This window comes from Salinibaculum salinum (assembly GCF_037645885.1).
GTDB lineage: Archaea > Halobacteriota > Halobacteria > Halobacteriales > Haloarculaceae > Salinibaculum > Salinibaculum salinum.
In genome coordinates this window covers 1-13,895 of sequence record NZ_JBBENW010000004.1, presented here as the reverse complement: position 1 = coordinate 13,895, position 13,895 = coordinate 1, and the positions used below count along the sequence as shown (strand labels likewise).

14 protein-coding genes and 2 pseudogenes are annotated in these 13,895 nt (G+C 55.7%); 6 read left to right on the top strand and 10 right to left on the bottom strand.

Annotation, left to right across the window (positions count from 1 at the left end; translation table 11 throughout):
* Positions 1-93: 93 nt before the first annotated feature.
* Both WDJ60_RS05990 and WDJ60_RS05985 read left to right on the top strand, forming a co-directional pair.
* A pseudogene (locus WDJ60_RS05990) lies at positions 94-402 on the top strand (type B DNA-directed DNA polymerase); the annotation flags it as partial.
* A 773-nt stretch (positions 403-1,175) separates the two neighbouring features.
* Complete coding sequence (locus WDJ60_RS05985; protein ID WP_340099191.1) at positions 1,176-2,522, top strand: orc1/cdc6 family replication initiation protein; 1,347 nt, start codon at positions 1,176-1,178, stop codon at positions 2,520-2,522.
* A gap of 269 nt (positions 2,523-2,791) precedes the next feature.
* Here WDJ60_RS05985 and WDJ60_RS05980 read toward each other — a convergent pair whose 3' ends face one another.
* The 4 genes from WDJ60_RS05980 to WDJ60_RS05965 form a co-directional block, all read right to left on the bottom strand.
* The gene (locus tag WDJ60_RS05980; protein WP_340099190.1) at positions 2,792-3,115 is read right to left on the bottom strand and encodes a DUF6788 family protein; all 324 of its coding nucleotides are present in this window, start codon (positions 3,113-3,115) and stop codon (positions 2,792-2,794) included.
* A 201-nt stretch (positions 3,116-3,316) separates the two neighbouring features.
* The gene (locus WDJ60_RS05975) at positions 3,317-4,186 is read right to left on the bottom strand and encodes a hypothetical protein (protein WP_340099189.1); all 870 of its coding nucleotides are present in this window, start codon (positions 4,184-4,186) and stop codon (positions 3,317-3,319) included.
* A complete protein-coding gene (locus WDJ60_RS05970; protein ID WP_340099188.1) occupies positions 4,183-5,133 on the bottom strand; it encodes a MarR family transcriptional regulator in 951 nt (316 codons plus the stop codon). Before WDJ60_RS05970 ends, WDJ60_RS05975 begins: the two co-directional genes overlap by 4 nt.
* Positions 5,134-5,194: 61 nt before the next feature.
* Positions 5,195-5,770: a hypothetical protein gene (locus tag WDJ60_RS05965; RefSeq protein WP_340099192.1), complete on the bottom strand. Its 576-nt coding sequence runs from the start codon at positions 5,768-5,770 to the stop codon at positions 5,195-5,197.
* A 324-nt stretch (positions 5,771-6,094) separates the two neighbouring features.
* Here WDJ60_RS05965 and WDJ60_RS05960 point away from each other — a divergent pair, with 324 nt between their 5' ends.
* On the top strand, positions 6,095-6,835 hold the full coding sequence (locus WDJ60_RS05960; protein ID WP_340099187.1) for a hypothetical protein: 741 nt from the start codon (positions 6,095-6,097) through the stop codon (positions 6,833-6,835).
* Between the two features lie 22 nt (positions 6,836-6,857).
* Here WDJ60_RS05960 and WDJ60_RS05955 read toward each other — a convergent pair.
* Positions 6,858-7,145 (bottom strand): annotated as a pseudogene (locus WDJ60_RS05955) (DUF7567 family protein); the annotation flags it as partial.
* A 522-nt stretch (positions 7,146-7,667) separates the two neighbouring features.
* Complete coding sequence (locus WDJ60_RS05950; RefSeq protein ID WP_340099186.1) at positions 7,668-7,841, bottom strand: hypothetical protein; 174 nt, start codon at positions 7,839-7,841, stop codon at positions 7,668-7,670.
* 98 nt (positions 7,842-7,939) lie between these two features.
* Between WDJ60_RS05950 and WDJ60_RS05945 the strand changes: the two genes are divergently transcribed.
* Positions 7,940-9,247 carry an IS4 family transposase gene (locus tag WDJ60_RS05945; protein ID WP_340099185.1) on the top strand — a complete coding sequence of 436 codons (1,308 nt, stop codon included), beginning with the start codon at positions 7,940-7,942 and terminating at the stop codon, positions 9,245-9,247.
* Here WDJ60_RS05945 and WDJ60_RS05940 read toward each other — a convergent pair.
* Positions 9,188-9,667 (bottom strand): hypothetical protein, encoded by a 480-nt coding sequence (locus WDJ60_RS05940; protein ID WP_340099183.1) that lies wholly within the window; start codon positions 9,665-9,667, stop codon positions 9,188-9,190. The two genes, WDJ60_RS05945 and WDJ60_RS05940, sit on opposite strands and share 60 nt — an antisense overlap.
* Positions 9,668-9,992: 325 nt before the next feature.
* Here WDJ60_RS05940 and WDJ60_RS05935 point away from each other — a divergent pair, with 325 nt between their 5' ends.
* Positions 9,993-10,679 (top strand): rhomboid family intramembrane serine protease, encoded by a 687-nt coding sequence (locus WDJ60_RS05935; protein WP_340099182.1) that lies wholly within the window; start codon positions 9,993-9,995, stop codon positions 10,677-10,679.
* Positions 10,680-10,794: 115 nt separating this feature from the next.
* Here the strand turns inward: WDJ60_RS05935 and WDJ60_RS05930 are convergent, their stop codons facing one another.
* On the bottom strand, positions 10,795-10,959 hold the full coding sequence (locus WDJ60_RS05930) for a hypothetical protein (RefSeq protein WP_340099181.1): 165 nt from the start codon (positions 10,957-10,959) through the stop codon (positions 10,795-10,797).
* Entirely contained in the window at positions 10,956-11,597 is a 642-nt protein-coding gene (locus WDJ60_RS05925; RefSeq protein WP_340099180.1) for a hypothetical protein, read from the bottom strand. The genes WDJ60_RS05930 and WDJ60_RS05925 overlap by 4 nt, the downstream gene beginning before the upstream one ends.
* Before the next feature lie 343 nt (positions 11,598-11,940).
* Between WDJ60_RS05925 and WDJ60_RS05920 the strand changes: the two genes are divergently transcribed.
* Positions 11,941-13,314: a restriction endonuclease gene (locus WDJ60_RS05920; protein WP_340099179.1), complete on the top strand. Its 1,374-nt coding sequence runs from the start codon at positions 11,941-11,943 to the stop codon at positions 13,312-13,314.
* A 194-nt stretch (positions 13,315-13,508) separates the two neighbouring features.
* Here WDJ60_RS05920 and WDJ60_RS05915 read toward each other — a convergent pair.
* Positions 13,509-13,895: hypothetical protein (locus tag WDJ60_RS05915; RefSeq protein WP_340099178.1), on the bottom strand; the 387-nt coding region annotated here is incomplete at its 5' end.

Here is a 13,895-nt window from a genome sequence, read left to right as displayed (position 1 = left end):
GCCAGGAACAATGATTGCTTCCTGACCAGTTCTTTTGTCTCACACCTCGTCTGAGTTGGTTTTTCTCTCAGGCGCTGAGTTATGGGTAAGAGACAGGGATACAGTCAGCATACGCAGAATGTGGCGGCTTTGAAACGAACTCGTGATCAGGACCTCGCCGTGCATCCGGGACAGGACATCAAGTACGTGGTTGTCGACGATGAGAAAACGTCGCGAGAACGCGTCGCGTTGGCTCACGAGAAAATTGAATCCTACGACGCTTCGTACTACGAGACTCAACTCGTCAGAGCTGTCGAGAGTGTGTTGTCACCGTTAGCATGGAACCGGTCCAAGATTCGGCGGGAACTCGCCGAAACGCGGGTGCCGAAGTTGACGTCGTTTGCGACCACGGAAAGATATTAACCAACACAGAGGTCGTTTGGAGAAGGTGTGTTGGTTAACCACGGTTCCTGCAGGGCGAACCCCCACACCCCGTGTGCGATATGAATTTGATGACAGGGTAGGCAGGGAAGAACCAAGAAAGAAACTCGTAACTTGGCGATAAAGGCCACGAGAGGACACAGAAATGGAGAAGTGGTCCAGCAGACGAACAAAACAAACCACAGAAGAGATCAGCTGTGTCAAGAAAAGAACTGTTTCATCTTGACCGACTCTAGTGGTACTACGGTTTTGGTTGAAAGTGTATGTATATAAAAGTACCCCAAACAATAGTTCGTTAACATATCTTCCTTCTTGAACTCTCTCCACCGGAAAATCGGCAATTATGATTGTTTCGCGCTCACTCTCTTCTACTACCTCCCCCGTTATTTTCCTGATTTCATATCGCACACGGGGTGTGGGGGTGGCACACCGCCGAGATACTCTCCTACTCGTGATTACCCGGGAATCTCATCGAGACTCCACGGAGCCAAGATTACATCCGACGTTTCATATTGCACACGGGGTGTGCCTTCATCAACCGCTCTTGACTCGAGTTGATATCCTCGACCGCTTCTTGAGATATCCCAGATTTCATATCGCACACGGGGGGTCACTGCAACCAATTGATTTCGCCCGCGGTTCCGGAACAACTCCTTTCACCCTTCGCTAAAATCTCTCTATCGTCCGAATTCACCGAATTTAACCTTGCACACGGTTCCAATATTTATTTATAGTTTCGACATAACTGCGCTAATATGGCTGACGGCGACGAGCAACAATCCATCTCACAATCTATCAAAGGCCGTCTTCAGGAAGGAGTTCAGAACTCTGCTTTTCGAGATAAGGGACTCCTCGATCCGGATGCCGTCATCGACGAGGACCGAATCGTGGGTCGTGATGACCAGCTGGACGACATCATTACTTTTCTTCGACCAGCATTGCAGGGGAATCGTCCTCCCAATATGCTCCTATACGGTCCGTCGGGGACGGGGAAGTCACTCATCATCAATGCGGTCTGCCAGCAGGTTCTCGAACTAGCGAACTCACAGGGAGATCGGTTCGGTGTTATCAAAATCAACTGCCAGACAATCAAATCCCACGACCGGGCTGTCTATCGGCTTGTGAAGAACGCAGCTAAGGAAGCTGGTGTTGAGGTTGGCGTTCCTCAGAGCGGAATATCGACGGATCAGAAACTCAATCGCTTCTACGAGATTCTGAGCAACAACTTCGACTCGGTCATCATCATCCTTGATGAGGTTGATCTTCTGGTGGGGCGGCAACGAGATCCGAACGACGAACCGGCATATTCGAAGCTCCTTTACCAGCTATCGCGAGCGTCACAGCTTGGTCGCATCGAAGGCCACGTTTCAGTCGCTGCGCTCACGAACGATCCTCGATTTATGGAGGATCTTGACGGCCGGGCGGAGAGCTCGTTCAATCCACAAGACGTTGTCTTTTCCGACTATGATGCGAATCAACTGAAATCAATCCTCGAACGCCGTCGCGACGCGTACCAGGACAATGTCCTCGAGGACGGCATTATTCCGCTCAGTTCGGCGTTTGCTGCGCAAGACCACGGTGACGCACGCAAGGCAATCGATCTATTCCGAAAGGCAGGAGAAATCGCAGACCGCGAGGGTGAAGACACCGTTCGCGAAAAGCACGTTCGAGATGCCCAGGAAGAGGCTGAACGCGACCGGACGTTGACCCAGATGCAGGGCCTCTCGACACAAAAGAAGCTCTCGCTTTACGCAACCGCGATTGTCCCGATTTATTCTCAGAGAAATTTGAACGCTGTCCCCAGTACGGTCGCGTATCGCGTGTATCAATATCTCACCGACTTCTTAGATACTGACGAAAAATCGCGTGACTCCTATCTACGGTATATGAGCGAGGCTGAGACCTATAATTTCGTCACGTCTGAAAAACGTGGGCGTGGCTACGGCAGCGGTGTTCACAAGGAGTATACCTTTATCGACGACCCAGAGGTGGTTGCCGAAACACTTCAGGCTGATATCCGATTAGAGGAAGCCGAACAAGAGGAACACCTCATCAAGTCTGTCGTCAATGCCCAGATAGACGATTTCTTTGAGGGAAATTGACGCGAAGGGACATCAACGGTGGGGAAAAATTCATTTCGCACACGGGGAGTGGTCCCCGGAAAGATGCGTATGGTAACAGTACACAAAATTTCATTTCGCACACGGGGTGTCTATGTTCTTGACTCGTCAGTCAATTCATCTCTCACACGGAGCCTCCTCGGAAAGTAAAACGAATTCATATCGCACACGGGGGGTATTGACTCAGCGCTGTCGACGATTTCATATCGCACACGGGGTGTGCACACCACGAAATTACGATAGCTGGTGCTCTACTCGTCGGGATTGACTGGGGATTTATATTTGGACTTAATTTTGTCTCCCTCTCTCCACTGCCAGTAGTAGTAGCGGTTGTCGTTGATTTCCTTGATCGTGATCGTCGCCTTCGCCGGCACGTCGTCCGGGAGGTCATCGGGTCGGTCATCGATCTCGTCTTCATCCGATTCCTCCTTGAGACGCGCTTCGCGAGCTTTGTGCTCCGCCAGCTCCTCGGCATAGCGTGCGACGTGCTGGAGTTGGTCCGGTGAGTAGCCGTTGAGTGTGTTGACGATATCTGTCGGGAGTTCCGCCGGCGGCGTCGGTGGCTCGTAGGACATCAGCGGTCGCCTCGTATTAACCAACAGAGCGCGTATCTCCATAGGTTTGTTGGTTAATCGGGTACCGTCCCGTCACGGGCTGAAGGGTACGAATAGCAAACTATTCAGGAATAGACCGTGCCGTTAGACGCCATCCGGACGGGGGGCCGTCCCGCACCCCTTGCGGGACGGGAAAATACACCACGGAGTCGGAGTGTCGTCTTACCGAAGCTGAATCGTATCCCCGTCGCGCTTGAGAACCTCCTTTGCAACGAGTCGGTCTATCGCGTCGTCGACGGCACCTTCCTGGTCGTCCGACAGCGCTTGCACATTTGCAAGGACTCGCTCCCGGATGGCGTCGACGGTGTCGATGCCGCCGTCGACCGCTCCTAGAACAGTGTATTCGACCTCGAACTCCGTGGCGAACTCCGTGATCTGGGACGTGAATGTGTTCGGCAGTCCAGAGAGTGAGTTTACCGCTATCTCGATCGTGAACAGCGGATGTGAACGGTCACGGATCTGTTGTACTTCTGTGGATCCGGTGTTGAATGGCCGCTGTTCGTCGATCTCGGACAGAATCGATTCGTAGTCTAGGCCACGCTGGGCGTATTTTCGCATATCTTCGATATCGCGTCGACGGCCACTCGCGAGGTCCCCGCCGGAGACTGCTTTCAGCAGGAACATATCCTCATCCGAGAGGATGAACGCGGTTACGAAACGCCCGGTCCAGAACTCTTTGGCCCGGTCATGCATCCGGTCGGTGATCCAGACTTTCCCGACAATCTGCTGTTCGAAGACATCGATTCGAAACCCGCGCTTGTCGTGATGCATTTCGACGGTTTTTCCGACGCCCTCGAACGCCTCCGTCGGTTCATCGACAACTGTGAATCCCTGCGAGGTGAGCGTCTGGTGGACGTGATCGAATTCGGACACCACCCCCACTGCGAGATCGATATCTTCGGTTTGGTCTTTCAACCCTTGGACCGTCATCGCAGATCCGCCGAGGAGATACACCGTCACGGACTCCGACAGCCAACTGTCAAACTCTTCGAGGAACTCTTTGATCGCCTCCCCTCCCTTGAATACAGTCATGCGACTCCGTACTGCTCTTTGAGCGCCATAAATTCTGATTCACTTGGAAGGACGACAGGGAGCTCGTCCGAGTCCTCAACCCCTTCCTGCAGTGCCCGGTATATCGCAGCGACCGTGGGTTCCAGATCGTACCACGTTGCAGTGTTTGTGAGCGTTTCTTGGTCGAGGTCCAACGCCTCGATCAACAGCATCGCATAGCTAACCCGGCGAGAGCCGCTATCGAGGACGAGCGTGTGACACACCACTTCGCCCGGCGTGAGTTCCTCGTCGGGTGCATACCAGAACGCAGGCTCACCTGCAAGGAAGAACTGTAGTCCGTACTCCTCGAATCGACCGAGCCCGGTCACCTGCCAATCAGGTGCGTCTAGTAGCGCGTTTGTATCTTCAGTGGTTTGCACGCGGACGAGTGCTCGTTTCGGGTCGCACCACTCGACAGTCGCACTCGGTGCAACCTTCCGGGCTCGCGACCGGTGCTCGTGGGTCACGACGGCCTGCGCGAACGCCAGCAGTGGCGCGAGGTCCTCACTCACCGCATACTCGGGACCGGACGGGGACAGCATCGCCCGATTTTTGAGCGGCGATAGCGCCTTGTGAACACCTTGTCGAGTAATCTCGAGTCGCTCTGCGATCTCGGATACTCGACGGGGCTCGTCGAGAAACCAGCACACTTGGAGGGTAGCAGGTGAGAGGAGGTCCGCCCATTCAACGTGGCTGAGTTCCGACTGTAACGTCCGATATGCTTCAATGACCGGGTGGTCCGCGACACGGACTTGCCGCTGGTTGTTGGGCCCACGGCGTTCGACCAAGAGCCCCGCGTCCAGCAAGTCGTCGAGCACTTCGTAGATGTGTGCCTGTGAATACCCGGTTTCAGTTGCGAGGTCTACTGGCGTCGCCTCGCGACCGGTACTCAGCGCGTCAATCATGGCGAGCCCGGCCTTTGAAATCATCTGTGTATATCTTAACACCCACTCGTATAAATACGTTTCTGGATTTAGGTTAACGAAATTCCTATTCGGTGATTAAGTCGGTGAGTGCGTCCTCGAGAGGTCCGCGGAATTGCCAGTTTGCCCGTTCGAAAGCCTCGTCAGTCGGCCCGTCCCAGCGAGGGAATGCAGAGTGACCGCTCACTTTGACGGTCCACTCAGTCAGCTCGTCGAACGGGTTCTCCGTCGGGAGTTCCACGACGTAGAGGAACTCCTCGTCGCCGGGGATGCCGTCGGCCGGATTCTTGATGCCGTGGCCCAGCAGGGACAGCGGCTGGTTCAGATGCTCCATATTGGACGGCTCGAGGAGATCCGCTGGCTGAGCCGCGTCGATTGTTCGTTCTGGATCACCATCCAGATACAGGTCGATCGTCGAGAGCTTTTCGAGGAACACGAACGCCGCCGCCGTGTAGGCCGGTCCGCGCTCGGCGCGGGTCGCATCGAGCAGTTCTTTTAGCTGGGCGAGATCCGGCAGAACGCTCTCTGGGTACCCGTCTAAATGCCGGTACACCTGTGCGACGTGCTCGGCGTCGCCATCCGTTTCATCAGGCTGTTCGGCTCGTTGAACGAATCGGAGTTGGTTCCGTGTTGACCTCGATATTCTCCGGCGCGTGTGCGCCGGCACCCATCGCCGGCGCAGAAACAACCTCTCCTGAATCGAGTGGGGTCTCTGGGGTCTCGACTAATGGCTGTCACTGGACAACTTAAACCCGGTTAAAAATGGATTCCAAAATTCGAAAGAAGGCAGTCGGGTGGGATTCTTGCTCGGAAACTGATGCTGTTCCAGCCCAAAGGTATGCGTATGTCATCGGAATCTGAGAGGGGCTCTCCTCTCCCCAATCCGGATGAGATTGCTAGTCGGGCCAAACGGCAGCGTAGTCTGTACGAGGAGGCCACTGAGAATCCAGACCGGGTGGTGCCAGCAATGTTCATCGAGGACTGCGCCCGGTGCGAAACGCTCGCCGACAAGCGGCGTCGTGAGGACTTCTATAAACACTTCTATCGGACACTCCCGGATCGAGAGACGGCGAAGCTGTCTAGCGACGATCTCCCTGAGGAGATTCAGTCTGCTGCGCCCGTCCACCGTGCAATCGATGATACGACTCTCGAGGACGATAGCGCCGACGTGGCCTCCGTCTCGGAGCTGTGGGAGCAGATCGGTACTGGTGAGCACCCAGGCAAGCTGTGTCAAGCTCCGCTGGTCCACTATATCGACCGTGAGGACTGCTATATCCACGCAGAGCCAACGCGGGTCGGCTTCAGCTATGGTCTCCCCGTGTTCGTGTACAAACGCCGGCAATCGGACAACCACTACGGAGTCTTCTTCGCCAGTGAGAAGGCGTATCTGTGGCTCTGTGGGTGGATTCTTCACGCAAACGGAGTCTTCGACCCGAAAGAGTTCACCCCATCACTCTACTTCTTGAAGGCCTCGGACCCATCCACAGTTGCTCCTGAGTTGGTGTCCAAAACAGAACATCTCGTGTTTCGTAACGGATTCCCCGGCGTAGACGCGCCTGAAATCACAGACCTGCCGGACGGGGTCAATCTGTACCAATTCCCGTACAGCAAGGACACGTATGCGGATCAGTTTGCTCGGTGGCGCCGCCTCTACTTCGGCGAGCGAACCCCTCGTGGGTGGGGAGACTGCGACGTATGTCGGGCGTAAATTCACCGCCCTAAGGTGTACTCTACGCTAGGTGCAACACCTCTGATGGTTCTTCGACGCCGTCGAACTCGACGCGCTCCACAGGTTCCCAGTCCTCACCCGGCTCTGGACTCCATCAGTCGACCTGGTAGGCGCCCGGTGCGCCGAGGATCTTCACGCGCGCCGACCCATCAGGCAGGTCACGGCGCAGTTTCTCGTCGACGTGAAGGTTCCAGGTCGTGGTTGTCTCGAAGCAGGCGAGCACGGCCTCCTCGTAGCCGCGTGTCTCTCGAGATTCTTGGAGTTCGACCTTGGTGTTGCAGTTCTTGCTCAAATGAACATCAAATGCCCACCACAGAGATGGCTGACTCTCCAGTGCTGTACGATGCGACAAGAGAGGGTGGTCCTTCGCCTATCCGCGTAGCCCGGGTAGTTTCCGGGAGATCTTAATTGTGAGAGCTCTGACTACAATGAATATGCATGCGTACACGGCCAATTGATAAAGAAGGCCACGCGAGAGAACGGAGTTATACATATAGAATAAGTGCCACTGTGTCGCAGTCAGAGTTCTCGTTCCCGGCGTGGCTGCATCAACGGCCGACCCGTTAGCGACGTGACGGTCGACCCATCCAGAGAGTGAGTCGTTCGTGACGGTCGCGATTGACTCCTTGAGGTCACGCTGAGTGAGTATCGGTCGTGAGCGGTTCTCCAGCCGGAGTATAACATCTTGGAGGGTTTCTTCCCCATCAGTTGCGTTCCGGACTGCCGCATCAAGTGCGGATAGTGTCACCGCACCCCGCCTGTAATGGTTCGGATTCGTCTGTGTGTCAAACGGTCTGTCCCACTCGGCCTGTTATGCCGCTCGGGTGAGGTAATACCCGTACTTCGGCACTGACATCACACCCGCTTCGTACTCGAGTCCGGCACCATAATACTCCGCGACAGCCTCTCGCATCCACTCCACCCCACTCCCGTGGTCGTTGATCTGTCGAGTGTGGATGTACTCGTGGACGACGGTGGTCGTCAACAGTCGTTCAGACCTCGTCGTCGCACCATTCGTATTCGGATAAGAGGCTAAATCGCAAGCCGACGGCTACCTGAACTCAGAGAGCGAAGGGGAGGTGAATGAGACTCTCCCCAGATGCAATTACGTCGCTGTTGACTTCGCTGTTCCCATCCGGTATGATCGACGACCTCGCGCGTGAGCGCGAAGTCGTCGTGAGAGAGCGCAAACTCGACATCCGGGTCTTTGTCTGGACGCTCATCGTGGGCTTCGCCGTCGGTGGCGAAGCCCGCTCAATCGCCGGCTATCGCCGTACCTACAACGCTGCGACCGGTCAGAACCTGTTCGCCTCCAGCTTCTACGACCGATTTACCATGCAACTCGAACAATTCCTCCGCGACCTCCTCGACCACGCCGTCGAGGAGGTCGCTGCCCCACACAATCTCGCTCCAGCCTTCGAGCAGTTCCGTGACGTGGTCGTGGCCGACGCTACAGTCGTGCGGTTACATCGGTTCCTCTCGGCGTTCCCTGCGACGCATCCGAACGTCTCCGGACTCAAACTCTACCTAGTCCACAGCGTCACTACGCAGTCGGTGATCGCGCGGGCGATCACCGACGAACGTACCCACGAGAGTACCCTGTTCAAGACCGGTTCATGGATGCGTGGACGGCTGTTCTTGCTCGATCTCGGCTTTTTCAAGTATCACCGGTTCGCGCGGATTGACGAGAACGGCGGCTTCTTCGTCAGCAGACTGAAACGGAGTGCGAATCCGGAGATCGTCCGCGAGCTGCGCGAATGGCGCGGCCGCGCCATTCCGCTTGAGGGGAAGAACGTGTTCGACGTTCTCGGTGACCTGTGTCGAGAACACATTGACGTGGAAGTCGAAGTCTCGTTCCAGCGGCGAGAGTACAACGAGACACGATCGTGGGACAGCAAGCGATTCCGAGTCGTCGGCGTCCGCGATGAGGACGCCGACGACGGCTATCGATTGTACATCACGAACTTGCCCAGCGGGAAGTTCAATCCCGAGGACATCTCGACGCTGTACCGTGCTCGGTGGGTCGTTGAACTGCTGTTCCGCGAGTTGAAGTCGCAGTACGGGCTTGGACGGTTCCAGACGGAGAAGGAGCACATCGTCCGGATTCAGGTGACTGCGGCTCTGCTGACGCTGGTGGTCAGCAGAGCCATCCTTCGGTTGTTCGTCGATCACGCCGAGGAACTGGGCGATGACTGCGTGTTTCCCACGGAACGCTGGGCGACGACCTTTCGGTCGTACGCCCAGCAAGTCCTCTCTGAGATCGTTGTTTCGTTCGACTACGACCCGAATCTCCCGAACACGTGGTATCAGGAGGCGAGGCAACCAGCTCCATCACGCCAGACGCTTCTTGAGGAGGTGAATACAGCGCTGTATGCTGGTTTCACGTCTTAACCGAATACGAATGGTCGTCGCACTTACGACCGAGTAGTTTCCACGCGCAAACCCGGTGTTCGTCGTCATGTTCCACGGCGAAATGACCAGCCTGACAGTCCGATACCGCTGGCCCGGTGCATACCGACTCGCTGACTTCCGGAGCGACGTCAGCACCCGCTCGCTGTCGATGCTGAGTCCTTGGGTCGTGTAGAGGGCAAGCGTCTGGCAACCCAGTTGTGTGGTCTCCTTCGTCAGATTGCCGATGTAGACCGCATGCCGGCGGAGATCGTTGTAGTCGACAACCCCGTTCGGCGAGACGGTGTAGGTGACCTGGTGCGAACTCGTCGCGGGGAGCGGCGCGTGCGCCCACCCGTCGCCAGCGGCATACCCAAAGTCGTCGATGGTGCTAGTCGTGATTATCGCGCTACTCGAGACCAATCTCCCATACCTCTACGTGACAATTCTAGAGTGATTCGGACTTTTCGTACAGATGACTCCAAGCTACCGGATATCAGACGACACGAGCAGCGTCGGCAAGCTTAACCAACACGGGCGGCTTCTGTCCGTACTTGTTGGTTAAAACGTCGATGGACTGTGAGAAGATGAGTGAATTTTGGAAATCTCGAGATCGGATTTGTGACTTCAAATTCCTATAGAGGTGCTGTAAACGGTGATATTGTCTTTTGAGGCCTGCGACCGTTGACCGGATTGAAATGTCCGCGAAGCCAGACAGTTTCGCCCTTTGCACACGGTGGGGAGAACAATGAACGGTATCAAAACTCAACCATGGATAGCTCTCGTCAACGAATTCCGTCGGCGGTGTACGTTCGAGAATCGGTTGGCTACACAGGCGTTGGTACTCATCATCCTGCTGTGGTACGGTGTCCAGATCGGGGTTATCTTGCTCGGCTGGTCAGTTGAACAATTCCAGTGGGCTTTCACGACAGAGTCGTTCCCCGAATTCTCGCCGGGACTGTTCCTCGCAATCATTTCGCACGACCTCCCGGCCAACGTGACGCACATCCTTGGGAACGTCGCCTTCATCTGGCTGTTCGCCGGCGAGAGCGAGCAACATATGCGTCGTGTTGAGGTGATTGGTTTCTTCGTCACGACGGCGTTAGCATCGGTGACAATCAGTACGGCGCTAACGGGCAATAGTACTCTTGGGGCCAGTGGCGGCGCACTTGCCTTCGTGGGTTTCTACGGAACACATTTGTACCTCGCCCATTGGGACCCGGAGGAACTGGAAGCGATGGACCACGCCCTGCGTAAGCCAGCGAAATTACGTGCATGCTGGAGGGTGACCATGGTGGTCATCCCACTGGCGTTCGTCGTTTACTCAGTCGGGCAGTACGCTAACCTCGTGCCGGTTGGCCAGGCTGACGTGATCGGACATCTTGTCGGTGTGGTGCTGGGTATAGGGTATGCAGTGGCTCGGACTGTACGATAGGTCTGGAGATGTTTGAATTCCTGCTGGTAGGCCAGCCCGATCCAGAAGATGACTAAAACCGATGGGCAGTGATCCGATTGTCCTCCCTACAGGCATCTAAACATCTAAGTCGTACTCAGCTGAAAAGCGACCCAACAACGCCAGCAAGAACCGCCCAGAATACCGTCCCAATTCCCCCCGCGACGTACAGCGGAAAATTCTCGATGGTGAGTGGGGCACCGCCGATCAATAACGCTAGCAGCGTCAGCGGACCAAAAAAGAATGCTCCTGTGACTGTCATTGTGTGGCCTCCCGAGCGAGTTTGAATCCAGCCGACCCGAGAATCCCAAAGCAACCAACCATCGTCGCAAGAATCGAGAAGAGAAGTACGATGGCGATGCTTCCTCGCGACACTGGGAGGATGCTCGCGATCTCAAACGCAATATATAGAGGGATTGTGAGTCCTAACCCTGCGAGAGCGAGATCACCGAAGAAATTGTGGCCTTGGTAGAAACAGTCGCCAATTCGAGTATCTAACAAGTGGTGCTCGTATGGCTGTCGGACGTACTGTGGATCAGGCAAGTCGTCTTCCTCATCTCGTAAATTCTCTATAAGTTGCTCTTCCTGCTCTGTGAGTAGCGTTGCATCCGGAGGGGCCATCCACTCGGTCTCTTCATGGACCAGATGATAGAGCTTCGTCGACGACTCCGCGTGTGGATTGAAGGGGCGTTCTCTGATTTCGTTCTGTAATTCCAACTCCTCAAGTCGCGTTTCGATTGTCGGTCGCGAACACTCGTACGGGAGTCGGTCTTCAAGGGTTGAGACGGCTACCCAAGGGGCATCTTCCTCTTCGATAACGTTGAGGATGCTTTGCCTCTGTTTCTCCTGGCTCGGTAGCCCGGATCGTGGATCACCGGTGTCTTCCTCTGACTGGCTCATGCGTTCCCCATGGCTCTATGGAGGATTATAAATAGGTGATATTTCAGGAATTTTCAGGATTTTAGATGTTCAGAAGGCGGTTTTTGAAACTTCAAAACGCCTGGTAGGAATCCAGACGTGGTGGCTGTCTTACCGGCCTTGTTTAGACGCGTAAATTCACGGTTGTGAGTGGCTGACGATGAGTTCGATGTTTCTGACAGCGCATTTCAGGACAAGTTCACGGAACTGACCGAACCACGTTGCTCGCGATGATTGGACTCATCAGGTAGTGACTCCGGACGGCCGCTCAAAGACGTAATCGAGACGCAAACCTATTTGATTGGCGTACAATACGACAGAATCGATGAGCAACGCGGAATTGCTGGACGACCTCTCGGGGTTCGAGTTTGAGGACCTGATGGAGGACGTGTTCCGCAACCTCGGCTACGAGAACGTCCGGCAGGCCAGCAAGACCGCCGACGAGGGCCGGGATGTCATGATGGAGGAAGTCGTCGATGGCCAGCGACGCGCGGTCGTCGTCGAGTGCAAGCACACTGACAGCGTTGGTCGTCCCGTCGTCCAGAAACTCCACTCAGCGGTCGCCACGTTCGACTTTGACGGGCCCACGCGTGGGATGGTCGTCACGACGGGGCGCTTCACCGGTCCTGCCGAGGAGTACGCCGCGAGCCTCCAGCAAGCTTGTGATTCTCATCCAATCGAACTTATCGACGGGACCGATCTCAGAGAGATTGCAGAACAAATCGGGCTGGACCTCTACAACGGACGCATCGAGATTATCTGCGATGAGACGCTCCGACCGTTCGACCCGACTGCAAGCGTGGACGCGCCGGTCCACGAAGCGTTCCGCGACATCGACAACATTGAGCGTGCGGACATTCCAGAACCAGACTCCCAAGCTGACTTTCAGCCAGTCGTGTTGATCACTGCCGACGTGGACGCCGTCTTCGAGACATCGGTTGGCGTCATCCACCGCGTCAATGAGCGGGATCGCTTCGTCGTCCACGCCGAGCGTGGTCGACCAGAGATTATGCAAGGCTCCGTCCGACGACTGATCGAGGAGAACCGCCGCCAAACGACAGAACTAGACGAGGACGGATTCACCGACGTGTTCGATACCGTCGACGTACATCGCTTCGGCCAGACCGAAACCGAGTACAAGGAGTGGGCTGTCGACCGACTGCGCGACCGCCACACGACGACGGTCACCTACACAGGCGACAACAATGTCACCTACAACAAAACCTGCGAGCCCAATCAATCGGACATCTCTGTACAGTCGATTACGCCTGTCTACCTGCCAGACGTGCGCCAAACAACCCACCTCGGCGAGTACTCCTATCCGCTGGAATACTACGCTGCTGGTCCGTCACGCGTGACTGTCGAGGATGGAATTCACCGCTGTGTCCAGTGTGACACCGAAGATCAGAGTACCGACTACACGTACTGTGCCAACTGCGGGAGCATCAACTGCCCCGGCCACACCAAGACCGAGCGACTGGAGAAGAAGCCGATTTGTACGGGTTGTGCCGTTACCGAGCGGTTTGCGCTCCGGACGAAGTATTTCTACGACGAGGAGAACTTGGTGGCGTTCCGCAAAGAATACGAGCAGATGGCCATTCACGAGAAGGCAATGGAAAATACGCCGCTTGTCGTGGGCACTGTACTCGTCACGTTGGTTTTGGTGATGATTGGACTCGGTGGTGTCGGTGCTCTCTGAGTGGGGTTTCGACGACTTTGATTATGTGAAGCGGTGATAGAACAGGTGTTTCTCCGAAATCCCTAAGCCTGTGTGAATCATTTATTCACTCACTGATGCCTGTGAACTGGGAAGCCCAACGTGACATGGACCGCGATGTTGAAGAAAACGCGGACCTGTACGCAGTCCTTGCCGACGAGTCTGACGACGAGTAATCACTCTTCAGTCGTTACGACCAGTTCCTCTTCAAAGAACTCGAGCCACACGTCATAGAGTCGGTCACGCTGGTAGAGCGTATCCAACCGTATTGGTTCAATCTCACCTCGGACTGTGTGGGATTTGTCACGGACTGCCGCTAATCGAGAGCGTGACCACGTTCGGTAGTTGATGCCGTTCTGTCGGAGTAATCGTCGAAGGAGTACGACAGCAGTGCGGTGGTTCGCGTCGGGGAAGAAGTGGTTCCCGACGACGGCATGCATCCATCCCGCGCACTGCTCACGGAGAGGGTCGTCACGTGGGAACTGCCGGAACACTTCGCGAAGGTCACTATTTCGCACGTTCCAGATTTGACGGCGAAGCTGCTCGAATGTCTCGTGCCCAGT